18 protein-coding genes are annotated in these 18,872 nt (G+C 27.2%); 13 read left to right on the forward strand and 5 right to left on the reverse strand.

Features of this window, described 5'->3' with window-relative positions:
• The first annotated feature begins 362 nt into the window (after window positions 1-362).
• From R4K56_RS12425 to R4K56_RS12485, 13 genes are all read left to right on the forward strand, one after another.
• Window positions 363-1,367 (forward strand): hypothetical protein, encoded by a 1,005-nt coding sequence (locus tag R4K56_RS12425; protein WP_335773189.1) that lies wholly within the window; start codon window positions 363-365, stop codon window positions 1,365-1,367.
• Between the two features lie 20 nt (window positions 1,368-1,387).
• Window positions 1,388-2,071, forward strand: coding sequence for an NADH:ubiquinone oxidoreductase (locus R4K56_RS12430; protein ID WP_335756397.1), 684 nt, complete (start codon window positions 1,388-1,390; stop codon window positions 2,069-2,071).
• A 34-nt stretch (window positions 2,072-2,105) separates the two neighbouring features.
• The gene (locus tag R4K56_RS12435) at window positions 2,106-2,828 is read left to right on the forward strand and encodes a hypothetical protein (protein ID WP_335756398.1); all 723 of its coding nucleotides are present in this window, start codon (window positions 2,106-2,108) and stop codon (window positions 2,826-2,828) included.
• Between the two features lie 339 nt (window positions 2,829-3,167).
• Window positions 3,168-3,950, forward strand: a complete 783-nt coding sequence (locus tag R4K56_RS12440) for a hypothetical protein (RefSeq protein WP_335772854.1) — start codon at window positions 3,168-3,170, stop codon at window positions 3,948-3,950.
• A gap of 2 nt (window positions 3,951-3,952) precedes the next feature.
• Window positions 3,953-4,642, forward strand: coding sequence for an ABC transporter ATP-binding protein (locus tag R4K56_RS12445; RefSeq protein ID WP_335772853.1), 690 nt, complete (start codon window positions 3,953-3,955; stop codon window positions 4,640-4,642).
• Between the two features lie 196 nt (window positions 4,643-4,838).
• Window positions 4,839-6,056, forward strand: coding sequence for an ABC transporter permease (locus R4K56_RS12450; RefSeq protein ID WP_335772852.1), 1,218 nt, complete (start codon window positions 4,839-4,841; stop codon window positions 6,054-6,056).
• Window positions 6,057-6,188: 132 nt separating this feature from the next.
• Window positions 6,189-6,875 carry a hypothetical protein gene (locus R4K56_RS12455; protein WP_335772851.1) on the forward strand — a complete coding sequence of 229 codons (687 nt, stop codon included), beginning with the start codon at window positions 6,189-6,191 and terminating at the stop codon, window positions 6,873-6,875.
• A gap of 24 nt (window positions 6,876-6,899) precedes the next feature.
• The gene (locus R4K56_RS12460; RefSeq protein ID WP_335772850.1) at window positions 6,900-7,964 is read left to right on the forward strand and encodes a hypothetical protein; all 1,065 of its coding nucleotides are present in this window, start codon (window positions 6,900-6,902) and stop codon (window positions 7,962-7,964) included.
• A 117-nt stretch (window positions 7,965-8,081) separates the two neighbouring features.
• Complete coding sequence (locus R4K56_RS12465; protein ID WP_335772849.1) at window positions 8,082-8,888, forward strand: hypothetical protein; 807 nt, start codon at window positions 8,082-8,084, stop codon at window positions 8,886-8,888.
• Window positions 8,889-9,185: 297 nt separating this feature from the next.
• Entirely contained in the window at window positions 9,186-10,244 is a 1,059-nt protein-coding gene (locus R4K56_RS12470; protein WP_335772848.1) for an ABC transporter ATP-binding protein, read from the forward strand.
• Window positions 10,241-11,059, forward strand: a complete 819-nt coding sequence (locus R4K56_RS12475; protein ID WP_297297992.1) for an ABC transporter permease — start codon at window positions 10,241-10,243, stop codon at window positions 11,057-11,059. The genes R4K56_RS12470 and R4K56_RS12475 overlap by 4 nt, the downstream gene beginning before the upstream one ends.
• Before the next feature lie 12 nt (window positions 11,060-11,071).
• Window positions 11,072-11,878, forward strand: coding sequence for an ABC transporter permease (locus tag R4K56_RS12480; protein WP_335756406.1), 807 nt, complete (start codon window positions 11,072-11,074; stop codon window positions 11,876-11,878).
• 49 nt (window positions 11,879-11,927) lie between these two features.
• Entirely contained in the window at window positions 11,928-13,130 is a 1,203-nt protein-coding gene (locus tag R4K56_RS12485) for an ABC transporter substrate-binding protein (protein WP_335756407.1), read from the forward strand.
• 393 nt (window positions 13,131-13,523) lie between these two features.
• Here the strand turns inward: R4K56_RS12485 and R4K56_RS12490 are convergent, their stop codons facing one another.
• Genes R4K56_RS12490 through R4K56_RS12510 form a run of 5 tightly spaced genes read right to left on the reverse strand, consistent with a single transcriptional unit; the run spans window position 13,524 to window position 18,619 of the window.
• A complete protein-coding gene (locus tag R4K56_RS12490) occupies window positions 13,524-15,182 on the reverse strand; it encodes an amino acid ABC transporter ATP-binding/permease protein (RefSeq protein ID WP_335772847.1) in 1,659 nt (552 codons plus the stop codon).
• Between the two features lie 24 nt (window positions 15,183-15,206).
• Entirely contained in the window at window positions 15,207-16,955 is a 1,749-nt protein-coding gene (locus tag R4K56_RS12495; protein ID WP_335772846.1) for an ABC transporter ATP-binding protein/permease, read from the reverse strand.
• A gap of 31 nt (window positions 16,956-16,986) precedes the next feature.
• On the reverse strand, window positions 16,987-17,544 hold the full coding sequence (locus R4K56_RS12500) for a TetR/AcrR family transcriptional regulator (RefSeq protein ID WP_335772845.1): 558 nt from the start codon (window positions 17,542-17,544) through the stop codon (window positions 16,987-16,989).
• Between the two features lie 38 nt (window positions 17,545-17,582).
• Complete coding sequence (locus R4K56_RS12505; protein ID WP_335772844.1) at window positions 17,583-18,191, reverse strand: hypothetical protein; 609 nt, start codon at window positions 18,189-18,191, stop codon at window positions 17,583-17,585.
• A 23-nt stretch (window positions 18,192-18,214) separates the two neighbouring features.
• On the reverse strand, window positions 18,215-18,619 hold the full coding sequence (locus tag R4K56_RS12510; RefSeq protein WP_335772843.1) for a YbaN family protein: 405 nt from the start codon (window positions 18,617-18,619) through the stop codon (window positions 18,215-18,217).
• Between the last annotated feature and the right edge of the window lie 253 nt (window positions 18,620-18,872).

The raw sequence follows: 18,872 nt of genomic DNA on the forward strand, positions 1-18,872 counted from the left end.
TAAAAATTTTTAACTTTGTCAATTTTTTGTTGTTCTTTTTCCCGCCGCAAAAAGAACCAAAAAGTGCATTTATAAAATTAGTGCTAAATAATACTAAAATTGTTTTATGTGTAATATAGATTATTAATTTAAGCTAGAATATAGTCCTTCATCGTGGGTGGGGCAAAGCACCATATATTAAAAAGAAAATATAATTTTATTTTTGATAAAATATAGTTGTTTAAGTATATAGTTTACAGTTCATAAAATAATTTGTTTTTATATATAAGAGTTAAATTTCTTAATATTTTACACAAAGTATATTGACAGACATAATACTTGTGCTATAATAATATAAGATAAATAGTAGGTGTATTGTTTTTATGAAAAGATTGTTATTACTATTTTTTATATTATCAAGTTTACTTTTTGCTCAGAATGATTTTGTAAACTCAGGTTTCCATTACAGTTATAATTATTTCGGATTTCCATTTTCTGTTGATTTCGGATATGCATATAAAAAGAATTCGCATTTTGTATATGTTCCTCGTGTAGGAATAAGTTTCGATTATGGTGCAGAATCATCATTTGGAATGTTTGCTAATGTTGGAATGGAATACAGATACAGAAGATTTTTTATAGATTTGAATTATAAGCAAGGCATAACACCTCCATTTGCTACATTCAATTATAAAGATTTGGAATATTACGGACAATTAAAATTAGGTTATTCTTTTGATAATGTCAGTATTTATTATGGTATGAATATAGGTAAAATGTTAACTTCTGAAAGAGAGGTTTACAGGTTAAGTTCTATATTTAAGATTAATCAAAGCATTAACTTAAGTTCTACATTTGTTGATGACGGAGTTAATAAATTAAAATTCAATGCTGGTGTAGGTGCTAGTATTATACCTAATGAAAAACAATATTCTTATAATGTTTCAGCTAGTATGCCTTATTCATTCTTCCATTATTGGGGAGAGCTTGGAATTATGCCTTATATAGGATACAGTGCTTATTTTGATAAAAGCGAGAAAAAATATTCTATAGGATTTAAATATTTATATTCTCTTATGATGATGCCTTTATCAAATTTGGAAGCTCATGTTAAAAATATGGATTTTCTTACATTTGCCCATTTTGAATATAAATTTTTTATGAGATTTCTTCCTTCTGGTTTTAATGATATATACTTAGTTGCTTTTGGTAATGTTGGTTACGGAAAATATTTTGAAGAGAGTATTGATAAAGGTCATTTATTGTATGTTGTAGGAGGCGGAATAGGATATAATCTTTACGGAACAACACCTTTACAATTAACTTTCGGTGTTGATAACAATAAAAGTTTGGTTATGAACTTGATAATAAGTACTATAGTATTTTAATATTTTGGAGTTTGTTATTTATGGCAAATATTAAAAATAAAGTTATATTTTCTTTTTTATGCTTAATATTTTATACAGCATTGAGTTTATCATTTTATTTAATACCTTTTAATTCAAAAGTATTAAGTATAATTGCAGTAATTTGTGCTGCTATATTTAGTATATTTTTTCTGCTTCCTGCATTTTTATATTCTCCTGTTTATTCAATAGTTATTGCTATTTTACATTATATGTTTTTTAGATTGTTTGAAATTATAAGAATGTTTACTATTTTAGATTCTACGCCTGTAATTTCGATTTATATTATGCTTCAAAGTGCTTTGGGTATTATTATGAATGTGATTGGTATTATATTAACTTGCTTAACTATTTATTTTATGAAGAAGTATATTAAAAATAAAGGTCTCAATTTTAATATAAATATGGCTTTAATAACTGCTTTGATAATTGCATTTATAAGATTTGTTGTAAGCGGAATATCTCTTTCATCATTCTTTTTGTATTTTGTAATAAATAAGATACCTATTAGTAATGATTTAATAATTCAGCAAATTGTTACTTATGTTATTTCTGTTATAGTTACTTTTATAGCTGTGATGATTTCTTATTTTATTTATATGAAGATAAAAGACAAAGCATTTTTTGTTAATAATTTAAATAATAATGAGAATATTTTGAATAATAATGTTAATAATAATGAGTAGTTTTTATTGTATTTTGTTTTAAGGAGGATTGAATATGATGAGAAATATTTTGACAGTTTTATTTTTATCTTTAGTTTTTACTCTTTCTGCTTTTTCATACAGCAAAGAATTTAATGAACTTTATAACTTGTATTATATGGCTAATACAAATAAAGCTGATGATTTAAATAAGAATATAGAAAAAATGAAGAATGCTAATTTACCAAAGATAGAAAAACAAACTTATGATAATCTTATTTTGCTTATGGACATATATATGAATCCTAGAAGTAAAAGAGAGGCTTATAAATTATTGAATGATAATATAAAAAAGAATACTCCTCTTTTATCAGAGAAAGATGCTGATTATTTGGCTTCTGTTGCTGATGTTATGAGCGGAGCTATTAATTATTCTTCATTTAATGATGTTATAAAACTTTCAGGCAAGGCTGGGGAGATATATGATAATGCTTTAAAAATCAATGCAAATCATTTTCCTTCGCTTTTGGGTAAAGCAATACTCACAGCATATAGTCCTGAATTTGTAGGCGGCGGAATAGATAAAGCAATTCCAATATTTAAAAAGGCTGAAAGCAATGCTAAAGAGAAATGGGAAAAACATATAGTTTATTTATGGACTTCTCAGGCTTATTTTAAAAATAATGATAAAGCCAATTATGATAAGTACATGAAAATGGCAAAAGATATATTCCCAGAAGGAGCTTTTATAAAAAATGTTATTGATATGAACGCCAAAGGAAAAGGAATGTTTAATTAAGATATGATTAAATATACTAAAAATTTTTAAGTTTATCAATTTTTTTGTTGTTCTTTTTCCTGCCGCATACGCTCTGAGAACTTCGTCAAAGAACCATACGAAGTACGCCTGTGGCGAAAGTGCAAGTTTTTTAACTTTATATATTTGGAATATGTATAAAATAAGACTATATTTTGTATATAAATGCAGTCCTTTTGCTTCTTTGGGTCACCAAAAGAAGTGGGGGTGTGGGGGCTAGTCCCCCACAAATAATAAAAATATAAAAAACACTTTTTATAAACTTAAAAATTTTAATATATATAATTGCTTGAGTTTAATAAATAAAATAAGGAAATTAAAATGTTTAGAGTGATTGTTTTGATTTTTATTAACGTTTTCTTTTTATGCGGATTATACGGAGAGATTTCAAGCGAGGCTAATTCCATATTAAAAGAAATAGATAATAAAAATAATGAATACCATTCAGGAGCAAGACTTGTAAGAACTAGCGAAGCTAAGGATATTTTAAATAGAGTTAAGAACAGCAATTTAAGCGAAGAAGAGAAAATGCATTTAACTATAGAATGCTACACTCTTTGGGCTAATGTATCCATTGCAAGCGGAACTTTTGAAGAAGATTATAAAACTTTAGGTGAGGTATATAAAAATCTAAAGAAAGATAAAGTTTTCAAAAAAGGTTCTTCAGATATTTATGCTTCATTCGCTAATTTTGCAAACTCATTTACTTCACTTGCTTTTTTTAATAACAAATATCCTTATAGTGTTATAGTTGATATGTATACTTATGCACGTATGGCTTTATTAAAAGATAAAAATAATATAAGGGCAAAACAAGTTTATGGAATGTGGCAGATAGCTACTTTAGGTTTTTATAATAATGCTGCATATTACTCTATAATGAATTCTTTAAATGATACAAGCAATTTACCTGATTATATGGTTTACAGAGCTTATATTTATAGATCAATGGCATATATGAAAGTAAATGAAACAGATAAGGCTTTTAAAGAATTAGATGAAGCTTTAAAAATGTATCCTAAAGGCTTTTACGGATATTTATTAAAAAGTTCTTATGAAAAAGGTAAGGACGGATTCTTAAGTGCGGAGGGTTCTGACTTCTAATTATGATAAGATGCAAGAGTATTTCAAAGATATATAAAACTAAAGATTATCATATAATTGCAAATAGGAATATAAATTTAGAAATAAAAGACGGTGAAATTGTATGGGTGGCTGGAGTTTCAGGAGCCGGTAAAAGTACATTACTTCATATTTTATCGAGTATAGATGTTCCTACAGAAGGTTCTGTTTATTGGAATGATAAAGAGGTTTCAAAATTAAGCGATAAAGAAAGAAGCAGTTTCAGGCTTTCAAATATAGGGCTTATTTTACAATCGCTTGAGCTTTTGAAAACTCAGACTGTATTTGATAATGTTGCTTTACCTCTTAAATTTTTAAATGAAAGTTCTTCTAATATAAATAAAAAAGTTGATGAAATATTAGAAAACTTAAAAATAGATAATTTAAAAAAGAAGAAACCGGAACAGCTTTCAGGAGGACAGAAACAGAGAGTTGCAATTGCAAGGGCATTGGTAAGCGAGGCACCTTATATATTCGGCGATGAGATTAGTGCGAATTTAGATACTGAAACAAGTAAATTTATTTATGAATATATAAGAAGCACTATAAAGAAAAGAAACGGCATAGGATTTTTTATTTCGCATGATGAATTGATAGAAGATTATGCGGACAAAAAATATATTATGAGGGAAGGAGATATTCGCCCATATGGGCAACCCGCACCGTATTGCTAAATATTATAGATAGTACACTATAGGTGCGGCTGATTACTCTATATTATTAATAATATAGAAGGCTGCAGTACTTGCGTTTTTTGCAACTTTTTTGTGCGTCAAAAAAGTTGATGATATTTTGCATAAATATGGAAATTTATAAAATATAATTATTTATGTGCATATTAAAAATTAAATATATATTTTGGATATGTAAATGAATATAATAAAATTAGCATTCGATAATCTTTGGTATAATAAAACCAGAACAATTTTAAATATGATACTTATTATAGTGTCTTTCGTATCCCTTATGATGATAAGCGGATATAATAACTTCACGAAAGAAGGTATTATTATAAGCGTTAATACAAGCGGAGGATCTGTTGTAATAGCTGATAAATCTTATTGGGATACAAAAAGCGAAAAAATCAATATGCTTAATAATAACGATTTTGAAGTTATTTATAAAAAACTTGATACTATAAATGAAGTTAATGATTATCAGAAAAAACTTGATATAAGCGGACTTGTAGGTAATGAAAGTAAAAGTAAATTCTTTTCAGGTTATGCCTATGAGAAATCATCAAAAATAATGTCATCAGTTTCTATAAAGGCAGGTACTCCAATATTTGATGATGATATTGATACTATGGTTTTGGGCAAAGATTTGGGAGAGTTTTTTAATATAAATTATGATGATACGCCTTATTTAAATTTGATGACAGATTTCGGAGAGGGTATAAATCTAGGTTCTTTAATGGCTGTTGGGGCAATGTCTTTGAATAATAGTGCTTCTGATGCTATTACTATTTACTGTCCTCTTAATGCTATGTATGAAGTATTTGGTCTTGAATACGGCAATGCTCATAATTTACTCGTATATTTAAAAGATTATAAAAAGGCTACTGAAATAAAAAATAATCTTAATCAATATTTTAATGAAAATAATTTAAATTATGAGGCTAAAGATTGGAAGGATTTGAATGCATTTTTACTTTCCGTTATTGATATGAATACTAATAATTATTTAATAGCATTATTCATATTAAGCATATTAGTATTTGTTTCAGTTATGCAAATGCTTACAACGAATTTTTTAGAGCGTTTAAATGAATTCGGTACTATGCGTGCATTAGGAATAAATATAAAAAATGTAACTTTGCTTTTATTTTTGGAAATTATTATAATGGCAGTGTTGAGTTCTGTTATTTCAATAATTATTTCTTATGGTGCTTCAGGTATACTTAATGCATCAAACTTTATAATGAAATTTCCAGGTGCTACAGACGGTTATACTTTAAGTTTATTACTAACATTTAAAGATACTGTTTTAATATTTGCATGGGTATTATCTGTGTCAATATTAGCAGGTATTTATCCAATAATAAAGGTTATAAAAATGCCTATAATAGAGGTTATTAAATATGTATGAAACTATAATAAGAATAATGATGATAAGTTTGATTTTATCATATTTGATATTTAATTGTATTGCAGTGCTTTCTATGATTTTTGGTGATTATTATTTATTGTAGTTTAGTTATGATTAATGCGAGGTAAAAGTATGCATAAAAGAATAATAAAAATTTTATTTATAATAAGTATTTTATCTTTTAATTTGTACAGTCAGGATATATTTGAAGATTTTGTTAAAATTTATAATAGAGACGGTAAAAGTTATAAGATGTCAGGAACTTTCACTGATATCAAAGACGGCAAAAAGAAAGTTAATAATTTTGATATGATAGTAGGTAAAGATTATAAGTTAATGTATTTAAAAGATAATAGAAGTCTTTTTTTGGCAAATAAGCAGGGATTTTTTATTCAAGGCGAGAAACAAAATTCAGCTTTAAAAATATCAGGAAGCTATGTTGTAACAGGTGCTGCGAATATGAATGATTTGATGTCTATAAACTTTATAGATGATTATAAAGTAGAAAAAGTTGTAAGTGCTGAAGAAGTAAATCTAGTAAAGAAAAATAGAAGCGTACCTTATGCCAAAGCAACACTAAAAAAAATTGCAGGCGGCTATAGTATAGATTTTTTTGATAATAGCGGAAAGGCATTAAAGAAGGGAATATATAAAAATAATTCATCTACAGGTTATTTTGATTATATGGAATTTTATAATTTGATTATCAATACCAATACAAGTACAGTATGTAAAATATCAAAGACAGAGCCTTCAAGTTCATCAAGTTCGTATTTCAGAAGCGAGAACATGAAAATGCTATTTAGTTTATTTAAATAATAATAAAAAAATATTTTGTAATAAATGCATCGTATAAAAATATATTTAATCTTTTTTATATTTGCTGTATCCTCTATAGCATTTGCCGATATAACTCCTAAATTCGGTATAAAGAACAGTTTTAATTATATAGATTTAAAAGAAAGCGAATATATACCAAATTCAATATTAAGTAATGATACTTATTTTTATTTAGGCTTTGAATATATTAATAATAATTTTTATTTTTCATTCAAGCCTGCAATTAGAATATACACAAAAGACAATAGAGAACTTATTTATGATAACGGCAATCTTATAAAACAAAATGATAATAAGGCATATTTCGCTTTTACATTCGATGAAATACAATTTAATTATATCAATGAAATTTTAGGTTTTTATATAGGAAAGAGAAAATTCCATTTCGGCGAAGGTTTTAACAGGCAGTATATGTTTGTTGGTGAAAGCGTACTTTATAATGATTATGAGGCTTTATATAATACCGATCTTAATTTTTATCAGGGAAATATTACTCATTCAATAGGTTTTATTACGGACACTAAATCAATAGACTTACTAAAAGAACCACAGTATTATACTTCTTGGTATTATTTGAAATATTCTTCATCTCATTTGGGATTAATGGGAATAACAAAATATACTTATGACTTACAAAAGAAAAATAATTTAATGCTTGGTTTTGAGGCTTCATATATATTTGATATAGGCTTTAAACTTTATGGAAATGTTACTTATAATATTTTAAGCAGCAACAATTTAGGAAAAAGTCTTAATGATATAAAAAGTTTATTAGGTATTAATTACACTTTTATTTATAATTATGATTTTATACTTAGTCCTTATGTAGAATATTTTTATGAGGATAGCCATTCATTTTATTCGGTAGGGCTTTATTTATCTTTCCTTAACAATTTATTTAATATAATAACTTATTTTTCTCATTCGCCTAATTATAAAATGGATTTAAATGCAAAACTTCTTATCAATTATAATAATTTTAGTTTTACTTTTAATTATTATACGCCTTTTAAAAGTAATGAAATTTTGGAACATACATTTGAGATAGCATTGGAATATAATTATTGATAATTACAAATATCATGTATTTTGATTTAATTTTTTTAGTAATAATATTATATTTATATTGACTAATTTATAAAAATATATATCTTTTATTAAGAATGCTGATAAGTAGAAAGCTGTATGATGAAAAAATTATTTTTATTTACTTTGTTAATTTCTAGTTTGTTAATTGTCGGCTGCGGCAATAATGTTTCAGATCCTACAAATGATGGAGGTACAGTCGTAGAATCTCCTTACAAAGCTAATGGAATATCTTCTGTGTATGAAGGTAAAGGCTATAAATTTTTTAGTATGGACGGTAATACTTATCAAATAACCATTAAAGATGGAGGTATTAGCGGATTAGGAACATACTCTTTTGATAAAAGCAGTATTTACAGTAAAAATGCAGATGGCGATACATCTATAGACGGAAAATATAATGTTTATGTAATATATAATAATGATTATCAGGGTTTAATAATGTTTCCTAAAGATAATACTATAGCAGGAAATATTCTTTTGAAAAAAGTCAGTGATAATACTAAAACAGAAGGTTTAATTGATATTGATAGAGCTGACAGAAATATTCCTCAAGATTATATTGGAATTTGGGAGCGTACTGCTAATACAGATCCTTCAAAAAAATTGAATTTAAATATTGATAATACTTTTGTTTTATTAACTTTAAATACAGGAACATCATCAACTGAGAGAGAAAAAATACCTAGTTCATTTTTTATAAATAATAATGGAATACCTACTGCATTAGGTTTATTTTATGGCGGAACTACAATGACTATTAATAATGAAGATTCTACTTTACTTTTATCTCTTTATGATTACTCAGTTACTTGGAATATTACTATAGAAAATGGATATATAACAAGCTATCATGTTAGCACATTTGAAGGACATGCTTCATACGGAGGATTTACTAAGAAGTAAAAAGTATTTATATAAAAAAATGAATAAAAAAATCTATTTATAGTATTGACATTATTTGTATTTGTATTATATTGAATCCAATTAAAAAAATAATTATGCAATAGCTCGAGTAATGGATATTCTTTGCAGGTGTATCTGTTGACTAAGAAAGGCTTATTATAGTTTATTAATCTATAAATAGCTAGAACGAAAAAAACCCTATGCGGGTAAGCGACGAGTAAACTGCGTTTTATACGTTAATATGTATATACGTAATTTTACGGAGGCTATTGTAAATATACGCATAGGGGGTCGTTTATGGGCTATAATATTATCGTGTCTTTAAAAAACATCAATGTTTCGTATGAAGAAAATACTATATTAGAAAATCTCAATCTTGATATCAAAGACAAAGAATTTTTAACTCTTTTAGGGCCATCAGGCTGCGGAAAAACAACTATACTTAGAACAATAGCTGGTTTCATAAAGCCAAATTCAGGCGAAGTGCTTTTTGACGGAAAAGTTATAAATGATACTCCAGCTTATAAAAGAGAAGTTAATACTGTTTTCCAAAGATATGCATTGTTTCCTCATCTTAATGTTTTTGAAAATATTGCATTCGGCCTTAATTTAAAAAAAGTTCCTAAATCAGAAATTAAAGAAAGAGTTAATCAAATGCTTAAAATGGTTAACTTAGAAAATTACGGAAACAGAAATATTGCAAGACTTTCAGGCGGTCAGCAGCAAAGAGTTGCAATTGCAAGGGCATTAATTAATAAACCTAGAGTTTTACTTCTTGATGAGCCTTTGGGAGCATTGGATTTAAAACTTAGAAAAGAAATGCAAATAGAATTAAAGAAAATTCAGCAGTCATTAGAAATTACTTTTGTATATGTTACTCATGACCAAGAGGAAGCATTAACAATGAGTGATACTGTGGCAGTTATGAAAGACGGAGAGATACTTCAAATAGGTACTCCTGAAGATATATACAATGAACCAAAGAATGCATTTATAGCAGACTTTATAGGGGAGAGCAACATTATAGATGGTATTATGCATGATGATTATGTTGTAGAGTTTGCAGGATATGTATTTGATTGTGTTGATAAGGGATTTGAAAAATTAGAAAAAGTTGATGTAGTTATACGTCCTGAAGATATAATAGTTATGCCTCCTGAAAATGCTAATATATCTGGTTTGGTAGAATCAGCTATATTTAAAGGCGTTCATTTTGAAATGATACTTGATGCCCATGGCTATAAATGGATAATACATTCAACAGAAAAATGGGAAGCAGGCACAGAAATAGGAATAGATGTTTCCAAAGAAAATATTCATATTATGAAAAAAACTGTAGAAGAGGTGATAATATGAAATCAAAAATTCCAGCAGTACCTTATTTAATTTGGACATTAGTTTTTGTATTGGTTCCGCTTTTTTTGGTAATATATTTTGCTTTTACCAATCAGAGAGGAGATTTCACTTTAGATAATTTTTCTAGTGTTACAGCATTTACTCCGGTTATAATGCGTTCTGTTATACTTGCTACTATTGCCACTATAATATGTTTAATATTGGCTTATCCTTTATCATATTATATATCAAGACAGGAGAAAACTATTCAGCATGCACTTATAATGTTGGTTATGCTTCCTATGTGGATGAATTTTCTTCTTAGAACTTATGCTTGGATGAGTATATTAGAAAATAATGGCTTAATAAATAAAGCATTACTTTTTATGGGGCTTTCTCCAGTTAAATTAATAAATACTCAAGCGGCTGTTTTAATTGGTATGGTATATAACTATTTGCCTTTTATGATACTTCCGCTTTATTCAGTTATGACAAAAATACATCAAAGTTTAATAGAGGCTTCTCAAGATTTAGGAGCAAATTCTTTTAATGTATTCAGTAAAGTAATATTTCCATTGAGTTTGCCTGGAATGGCTGCTGGTGTTACGATGGTATTTGTGGCGGCGGTCAGTACTTTTGTAATTTCACGTATGCTTGGTGGCGGATCAAATATACTTATAGGCGATTTAATAGAGATGCAGTTTTTAGGTATGTCTTATAATCCTAATTTGGGTTCGGCTATAAGTTTGGTTCTTATTGTAATATCTTTATGTGCTATTATGCTTATGCAGCAAATAGATGAAGAAGATGAAGATGTTAAGGGTATGTTTTTATAAGGATATGCCGTTATGATAAAGAAAATACTATCAAGAAGTTATATTGCTTTTATATTTTTATTTTTGTATGCTCCTATAGCTATACTTATATTCTTTTCTTTTAACAGAGCTAGAGGAAGAGGAGTATTTACAGGTTTTACTTTACATTGGTATAAAGAATTATTTTCTAATGATTTAATACTTCATTCATTTTTAAATACCATAATAGTAGCTGCTGTTTCTTCCATATTTGCTACAGTGCTTGGTACTATGGCAGCTATTGGTATTAATAGCTTTAATAAAAAAATGAAAAGTGCTATTATGGGAATAACTTATGTATCTATAATAAATCCGGAGATTGTAACTGGTATATCATTAATGCTTTTATTCGTTATAATGAAATTGAAATTCGGATTTACAACTTTGATTTTAGCACATATTACTTTCAATGTTCCTTATGTTATTCTTAATGTTTTGCCAAAACTAAGACAGCAGGATAATAGTTTATATGAGGCAGCATTAGATTTGGGATGCACTCCTTCTATGGCTTTTTGGAAAGTTGTAATACCTGATATATTGCCTGGTATACTTGCGGGATTTTTAATGGCATTAACTTATTCTCTTGACGACTTTGTAGTAAGCTATTTTACTACAGGTATCACTTCTCAAACTTTGCCTATAACTATTTATTCTATGACTAGAAAACGTGTTAGTCCGGAGATTAATGCTATATCTACAGTTATATTTATAGTTGTACTTATTAGTCTTGTCATTATGAATTTAAAAGAGATAAAGAAAGAAAAATATTTACTTCAGCTAAAAAGAAAAAGAAATAAATAAAATAATCTAATTTTATAAAAAAATTTATTTAAAAAGGAGAAATGTAAAAATGAAAAAAAAAGTTTTTGCCATTTTAATGTCTATTGCAGTAATGGCAAGCGGACAAACTGTTAATTTTGGTAATTTTAATACCAATTATTATCACAAGTTTAAAGGGCAAAATTTGTCAGTAAATGTTTATAACTGGGGAGAATATATTTCTGACGGTTCAGACGGTTCATTAGATGTAAATAAAGCATTTGAAGAACTTACAGGCGTAAAAGTTAATTATTCAACTTTTGCTTCTAATGAGGAGCTTTATGTTAAATTAAAAGTTGGAGGTATTCAATACGATGTAATAATACCTTCAGATTATATGATAGAAAAATTAATAAAAGAAAATTTGGTAAGAAAATTAAATTACAATAATATTCCGGCTCATACTAATATAGCTAATAGATTTAAAAAACTTCCTTTTGACCCTACAGGCGAATATTCTTTGGCTTATACTTGGGGTGTAACAGGAATTGTATATAATAGAAAATTAGTAACAGAAGCTGAAAATGAGATAGATTGGAAAATACTTTTTGATAAAAAATATAAAGGTCAAATACTTATGTATTATAACCCTAGAGATGCTTTCGGTATAGCTCAGGCATATTTAGGATATTCTTTAAATACTACTAATGAAACAGAATTAAGAGAGTGTGCAAGAATTTTAAAAGAACAAAAAACTTTAGTACAGTCTTATGTAATGGACGAAATATACGATAAAATGGAAGCTGGAGAGGCTGCTTTAGGTGTTTATTATGCAGGCGATTCTTTATCTATGATAGACAGCAATCCTGATTTGAATTTTGTTATTCCTAGAAAAGGTGCTAACTTATTTGTAGATTCTATATGTATACCTGCTGCTTCTGGTTCTCCTGAATTGGCAGAAATGTATATTAACTTCCTTTGCGAGCCTGAAATTGCTTTAGCTAATATAGAGTATATTAATTATGCTTCTCCAAATGACGGTGCTATTGCAATAATGAGCGATAATACTAAAAATAACAAAATAATATATCCAGATAAAGAAACTTTAGATAATTGCGAAGTTTATATCACTTTACCAGATGATACTAATATTTTAATGGAAGATTTATGGAATGAAATACTTTCTAATGATTCTACATATAAAGGCTGGGTAATACCTGTTTCTTTAGGTGTTATAATTGTACTTTGTGCTGTAATTATAGTATTACGCAAAATGAAAAAAAGAGAAAATTAATTATTGTATACTGAAAATTTTTAAGTTTGTTAAAATTAGTTTTTATATTGTTATTATTTTCGGTGGCTAGCCCCCGAACCCCCAGTTCTTTTGTTGGCACAAAGAACCAAAAAGACTGCATTTTTGACATGAAATATGGTATTACACTACATTTTGATACATATCCTTAAGTATTAGCTGTAGTATGTGAGTTTTTTGTTATTCTTTTGGTGGAAAAAGAAAGTGTGGGATTATGTAGCATATAAATCCTTATATATCAAAATAAAATATTAACTTTATTTTTGACAAAATGTAATTATTTAAGTATCTTTAATTATTAAAGAATAAAAAAGGAAAGCCAAATATATAAAAATATATTTGGCTTTTTTTGATATTATTTTGGTTATATGAATTTTAACTTACTCTGTCAGCTTTCATTTGATAAACTTTATCAGCTATATTTAAAGTTGAAAGTCTATGAGAAACAAGTACTACAGTTTGATTTGCAGTATTCTCTTTTATAGACTTTAATATAACAGCTTCATTCAAACTATCAAGATTGCTTGTAGGTTCATCAAGAAGTATGAAAGGTGCTTTATGTAAGAAACTTCTTGCTATTCCTATACGCTGTTTTTCTCCGCCTGATAAAGTATCCCCAAGTTCTCCAACATTGGTATCGTATCCGTTAGGTAAAGTCATTATAAAATCATGCAAAGATGCTTTTTTACATGCTTCAATAACTTCTTCTCTTGTGGCATTACTATTTGCTATTTTTATATTATTTTCTATAGTGTCTTTAAATATTGAAGTTTCCTGAGTAACATAACTTTCCATATCTCTAAGTTTATTTGTATTTATATCTTTTATATTTGTATCAGATATTTTTAAACTTCCTTCTTTAATATCCCAGAAACGCATAAATAATTTGAGTAGGGTAGATTTACCGCTTCCGCTTTTTCCGCTTATACCTATTATTTTATTAGGCTCTATTTCTAAATTATAATCATTTAATATTTCTTCGCCCTCATAATCAAAACTTACATTTTGACATTCAAGACCATTAAATTCTAAATCTTCTTTTCCATTGTATACTTCTTCTATAATAGGTTTTTCAGCAAGTAAATTTAATACTCTCTCTCCGCTTGCCAATGTCATAAACAAATTATTTGATAAATTGCTTAATGCTATTACAGGGCCGAATGAACTAGCCATTGCTATAGTAGGTATTAATATATTAACAAAATTATTTTTTACATCTTTTGTTATTATGATACTTGCAATTAATACTGCCAATGTGAATATTGATACAGCAGAAGTTGTAACTCCGGAAATGAATCCCTCATATTGTTTTAGTTTTTCATTAAGATGCATTAAATTATCAGTTTTAGTTTCTATATTTTTACTTCTTTTTTCACCGTATCCGAATTGAAGTATTTCTTTTATTCCCCATAAGCTGTCAAGGAAATAACTATTTAATTTTCCAAAATCATTTCTATAAGACATGCCTGTATTTTTTCCCAATTTTGATGAGAAATAAGGTATTATGAAGCCTATAGTGATATATCCTAATAAAGCAATAGCACCTAATATAATATTGAAACTTCCTATAAATATTGTCATTATAAGAGAAGTTAATACACCTATAGCTATTGGTGAAATAGTATGTGCATAAAATACTTCAAGCAATTCTATATCGCTTGTTATTAATGCTATTAAATTACCTTTATCTCTGCCTTCAAGTTTTGCAGGAGATAATTTTCTTAATGCTTTAAAAACTTTATCTCTTATCAATGCAAGTAATTTGAATGCTATGAAATGGTTGCTTAATTGTTCTGCATAATGTAATAATCCTCTTGAAACAGCAAGTATTAAAACAGTAATAAATATTGTTTTTATTGTAAATATAGAACTTAAACCCAAATATGTTAATATGGCATATCCTCCAAATATGGTTATTGATATAGCACATAAAAATCCTAATACTCCTGTGGTTATTGCCAATATCATAACATGCATAAGCGGAGCAATTAATCCTATAAGTTCCGCCATAATTCTTATACCGCTTCTACGCATTATAAACTCCTATTTTTTAATTTATTAAATAGCTATTCTTAAGCTTTCGCCTTTTGTAATGCTTTCTAAATTGCTTTGTTCATTATAGATTTTTGCATACTCTCCATTTATATTCATTAAATGAGTATGAGTACCTTCTTCTTTTATTACTCCGTCTTTTAAGAAATATATATTGTCTGACTGTATGCAGTTATAAAGTCTATGTGATATTAATATAACTGTTTTTTCTTTTGCAATATCTCTTATAACTTCCATAATACTTTCTTCGCTTTCAATATCAACATTTGAAGTAGCTTCATCGAAAATATATATGTCTCCATTTAAAAGTATAGCTCTTGCCAAAGCCAATCTCTGTCTTTGTCCGCCTGATAAATTGGCAGCTTTTTCCATTATATTAGTTTGTAATCCATTCTCAGATTGTAGGAAGTCATAAAGCTCAACTTGTTTTAATACATCATTCATTTGTTTTTCTGTAATATGATCTCCTGCCATTTTTAAATTATCATATACTGTGCCTTCAAATAAATAACTATTATGATCAACAACAACTATTCTTTTGTATAAATTATCTTTATCTATTGTAGAAAGCTCTATATCCCCGATTTTTATAGAACCTTTATAATTTTCATTCTTTAAAGATATTAATCCGGAAATAGTACTTTTTCCAGAACCTGAAACTCCTACTATAGAAACAAATGATTTTTCTTTTATAGTGAGATTTATATTTTTTAATATAGTTTTATCTTCATTGTATGCGAAACTTACATCTTTAAAAGTAATTTCTTCATTTTCTCTGTTTATATTATTTACTCTTTTATCATCTTCTTTCATATCTAATATTTCAAACATTTTATCGCTTGCAGAAATTCCATTCATAGCTATATGGAAGAATGAACCTAAAAGTCTTAAAGGAATAAAGAATTCAGCAGAAAGCATTATTATAGTGAATGTTCCTGCTAAATTTATATTGCCTTTCATATATTCAAGTACTGAAATTATTACTCCTAAAGCAGCCCCGCCGTAAGCTATTATATCCATTATAGTTGTAGAGTTTAACTGCATAAATAATAAATTCATTGTAGCAATTCTAAACTTTTCAGCTTCTATATTCATTTCCTCATTTTTCTTTTCATCAGCTTTATATATTTTTAAAGTTGTAAGACCTTGTACATCTTCTAAGAATATCTCTCCTAAATCGCTGTAGCTTCCCCAATATTTTTTTAATATTCTTTTAGCAATCTTTACTATAGCAACAATAGATATTGGTATTAGAGGAACACATATTAAAAGTATAACAGCTGATTTTAAACTTATAGTAGAAAGTACAGCAAAAAGTATAATAGGTGCTATCATACTATAAAAGAATTGAGGTAAATATCTTCCGAAATATACTTCTAATTGATCAACACCTTCCATCGATATTTGTACAATTTCACTTGTAGAAAATTTTTCTTTGTATCTGCTTCCCAATGTTAAAAGTTTATTATATATTTTTTCTCTTAAAGTTTGTTTTACTCTGCCTGAAGCCTTGTATGACATTTTAGCCATTAAAATATTAAATATAAATCTTAATATTACTATAACAGCAATGGCTAAAGATACTTTTATTATATCATCTTTTACAACATTTCCTAAAGCTGCTTTTTGTATAATGTCAGCCATAAAAAATACTGCTGTTATATTAAGTGCAAGATTAATAAGCTGTATTACGACATGCCAAGCTATATATTTTTTGGCACTGCCCATTAAAGATATAAGCCTTTTACTTATCATGAATTTTCCTTTATTTATTATTTTATATATATTAATAAATAGTTCTTTTTATTATCTCTTTTATTGCAGAACTATCATAATTTCCGCTCATCATAGAACTTATAATAAATGAAAATACTATATTGATGAATGTTTCAGGAGTTAAATTTTCATCAAATGCATTTTCTCTTATATTTTTATCATTCATAAGGGTTTTGTATAATCCGTCTTTCATATGCTGAATAATAGTATTCATCATATTTATACCCTTATTTTTGCTCTTTCCAAATACCATTGTAGGGTGGGTTGAAAAGAACTTTGGATATTTTTTACTTCCTTTTTCTAAACTCTTAAAAATTAAATCAATACTTTCTATAAAATTGTCAGATTCTAAACATACCTTTGTTGGGTGAAATATATCAAACCAAACACTTCCTATTACAGCTATAGTAAGTTCTTCTTTAGATTTAAAATAATTATAAATAGAACCAACAGCTATATTTGCAGCTTCAGCCACTGAACGCATATTTATAGCATTAAGTCCTTTTATTTTTATTAATTCTCTGCTTGCTTTTAATATATCTTCTTTTGAAGTTACTATATTGTTCATAATAAAATTGTCCTATAATTAATATTTTTTAGTATTTTTCAAAATATATAGTATCTCACTCCCATACTCATTCTTCCAAAACCTACCATATCAAGTTTTTTTGGATATCCTAAATCTTTTCCGCTAAATATGTCATGAAGTCCTCCTCCAAATTCTAATACTATTGCAACATGCTTGCTTACATTAATATTAAAACCAGCACCGCCTCCAACTTCCCAATAAAGCGGTTTAGTAAATAGAAATTTTCCGCTTTTATCAGGCTCAAATGATAAGAATCCAAAACTTACAAATGCAAAAGCATATCTTCCTATACTGATATCACCAGTATATACGTCTTTTCCTCCAAATGTTATTTTTTGCATAAATCCTAATTGGTATAAATCGGGATTATCATCATATATTTTTGAACCAATCACAGAAGTGTAGCTTTTCATTTCAAAATTATTATACTTAAATAATTTGAAGCCCAATTCTATATTAACACTTGTTTTTATTGTATCAGCACTGCTGTAAACTCCTATTGAAAAAAATCTATTATCTAAACCTGATACAAGTCTGTTTTTTTTATCATCTTCCTCGCTATAAGCAATATCACAAAAACTTAAAGAAATTATATTGATTATAACAATGTATTTTATAATATTCATAAATATCCCCATCATTTTTATATCTATTCATCTAATTCTATGTTTCTTGTCTTTATATTATTGTCATATTCTTTTATTGTTTTTATACATATAAAGAAGTATAAGTATTTAGCTATAAGAAGCACTACTAATGCTATTCTCGCATGCAAATTATTTACAAATATGAATGCTATTATAAGCATGATGCTTACTGGTATTAGTATGCTTAATTTAGATTTTAATGTCATAGATTTAGATTGAACAAAACTTTCTAAATGTTTTTTGTATAGCTTTGTAGATATAAACCAGTTATGGAATTTCTCTGAGCCTTTAGCAAAGAAAAAAGCGGCTACCAAAAGAAATGGGGCAGTAGGCAATATAGGTATTACAACTCCAACTATACCTATTGCCATAAAAATAAATGCTAAACATAAAAATATTATTCTCATAAAAATTACCCTAATATCAAAGTGAACAATGTTCAGTATAAACTATTAATATATTTTGTCAACATGTATAAATATTATTTTTTGTTTAAGAGCCATAGATATTGCACACTTTTAGTTTAAAAAAAGAAGGTATTCCTTATAATTTATAATTGCTACAAATAAACCAAAAGGAATACCTATGAAACAGTATAATGCACAACAGAAAAAAAGATAGTATTAATTATTAATAAAGTAAAAAATAAAAAAGCACAGG

The organism is Brachyspira pulli, from assembly GCF_036997785.1.
GTDB classification, from domain to species: Bacteria; Spirochaetota; Brachyspiria; order Brachyspirales; family Brachyspiraceae; genus Brachyspira; species Brachyspira pulli.